Origin of the sequence: Duganella callida, assembly GCF_004614165.1 — a bacterium.
GTDB lineage: Bacteria > Pseudomonadota > Gammaproteobacteria > Burkholderiales > Burkholderiaceae_D > Rugamonas > Rugamonas callida.
This window is the reverse complement of sequence record NZ_SPVG01000119.1, coordinates 1-2,500: the sequence shown is the minus strand read 5'-3', so window position 1 is coordinate 2,500 and position 2,500 is coordinate 1. Positions and strand designations below refer to the sequence as shown.

2 rRNA genes (1 of these 2 cut by a window edge) are annotated in these 2,500 nt (G+C 51.8%); both read right to left on the bottom strand.

Features of this window, described 5'->3' with window-relative positions:
* Positions 1-637, bottom strand: a 23S ribosomal RNA gene (locus E4L98_RS30355) (it extends 2,852 nt beyond the left edge of the window).
* Positions 638-806: 169 nt separating this feature from the next.
* Positions 807-2,500, bottom strand: a 16S ribosomal RNA gene (locus E4L98_RS30350); the annotation flags it as partial.

Genomic DNA, 2,500 nt, shown 5'->3' with positions numbered 1-2,500 from the left:
CATATACCTCCCATTTAGAGCAGCATTCCCAAACTACTCGACTCGTCGAAGGAGCTTTACACAGGCTAGGCGTCCGACCAGACGGGGCTCTCACCCTCTATGGCGTCCCGTTCCAGGGAACTCGGAAGGCACCGCGCCAAAAGCATCCTCTGCAAATTACAACTCGGGCCCTGGGGGCCAGATTTCAAATTTGAGCTGTTGCCGCTTCACTCGCCGTTACTGGGGCAATCCCTGTTGGTTTCTTTTCCTCCGCTTATTGATATGCTTAAGTTCAGCGGGTATTCCTACCTGATCCGAGGTCAACTCTAAGAAAGTTGGGCGTTTTACGGCGTGACCGCCTCCGCGCTCCGGTGCGAGGTGTGTGCTACTACGCAGGGGAGGCTGCGGCGGGGTCGCCACTGCATTTCGGGGGCGGCTGGTGTGCCGTCCCCCAACACCGAGGCCCCCGGGGGGGCTCGAGGGTTGAAATGACGCTCGAACAGGCATGCCCGCCAGAATGCTGGCGGGCGCAATGTGCGTTCAAAGATTCGATGATTCACTGAATTCTGCAATTCACATTACTTATCGCATTTCGCTGCGTTCTTCATCGATGCCAGAACCAAGAGATCCGTTGTTGAAAGTTTTGATTCATTTGTTTTTGCTTGTGCAACTCAGAGAAGAAATTCCGCCCGCTGGGCGTAATGCAAGAGAGTTTGGGGTCCCTGCGGCGGGCGCCTGGGTCCGGCGCCGGCGCGGGGGCCGGCGGCCGGGGCGTTCCCGCCGAGGCAACTGAGGTAAGGTTCACAGTGGGTTTGGGAGTTGTATAACTCGGTAATGATCCCTCCGCTGGTTCACCAACGGAGACCTTGTTACGACTTTTACTTCCTCTAAATGACCGAGTTTGGAGAGCTTTCCGGCCCTGAGTGGTAGTTGCCCACCTCTCTGGGCCAGTCCGGACGCCTCACTGAGCCATTCAATCGGTAGTAGCGACGGGCGGTGTGTACAAAGGGCAGGGACGTAATCAACGCAAGCTGATGACTTGCGCTTACTAGGGATTCCTCGTTGAAGAGCAATAATTGCAATGCTCTATCCCCAGCACGACGGAGTTTAACAAGATTACCCGGGCCTTCCGGCCAAGGGAGTACTCGCTGGCTCCGTCAGTGTAGCGCGCGTGCGGCCCAGAACATCTAAGGGCATCACAGACCTGTTATTGCCTCAAACTTCCATCGGCTTGAGCCGATAGTCCCTCTAAGAAGCCGGCGTACTGCCAAAGCAATACGGGCTATTTAGCAGGTTAAGGTCTCGTTCGTTATCGCAATTAAGCAGACAAATCACTCCACCAACTAAGAACGGCCATGCACCACCACCCACAAAATCAAGAAAGAGCTCTCAATCTGTCAATCCTCATTGTGTCTGGACCTGGTGAGTTTCCCCGTGTTGAGTCAAATTAAGCCGCAGGCTCCACCCCTGGTGGTGCCCTTCCGTCAATTTCTTTAAGTTTCAGCCTTGCGACCATACTCCCCCTGGAGCCCAAGCACTTTGATTTCTCGTAAGGTGCCGAACGAGTCAAAAAATAACATCGTCCGATCCCTAGTCGGCATAGTTTATGGTTAAGACTACGACGGTATCTGATCGTCTTCGATCCCCTAACTTTCGTTCCTGATTAATGAAAACATCCTTGGCAAATGCTTTCGCAGTAGTTAGTCTTCAATAAATCCAAGAATTTCACCTCTGACAATTGAATACTGATGCCCCCGACTGTCCCTATTAATCATTACGGCGGTCCTAGAAACCAACAAAATAGAACCGCACGTCCTATTTCATTATTCCATGCTAATGTATTCGAGCATAGGCCTGCCTGGAGCACTCTAATTTTTTCAAAGTAAAAGTCCTGTTTCCCCGCCACACCCAGTGAAGGGCATGGGGTTCCACAGAGGGAAAGGCCCGGCCGGACCAGTGCACGCGGTGAGGCGGACCGGCCAGCCAGGCCCAAGGTTCAACTACGAGCTTTTTAACCACAACAACTTTAATATACGCTATTGGAGCTGGAATTACCGCGGCTGCTGGCACCAGACTTGCCCTCCAATTGTTCCTCGTTAAGGGATTTAAATTGTACTCATTCCAATTACAAGACCCAAAAGAGCCCTGTATCAGTATTTATTGTCACTACCTCCCCGTGTCGGGATTGGGTAATTTGCGCGCCTGCTGCCTTCCTTGGATGTAGTAGCCGTTTCTCAGGCTCCTTCTCCGGGGTCGAGCCCTAACCCTCCGTTACCCGTTGCAACCATGTTTGGCCACTACCCAAACATCGAAAGTTGATAGGGAAGAAATTTGAATGAACCATCGCCGGCGCAAGGCCATGCGATTCGAGAAGTTATCATGAATCACCAGAGAGCCCAGAGGGCATTGGTTTTTAATCTAATAAATACATCCCTTCCGAAGTCGGGATTTTTAGCATGTATTAGCTCTAGAATTACCACGGTTATCCAAGTAGTAAGGTGCTATCAAATAAACGATAACT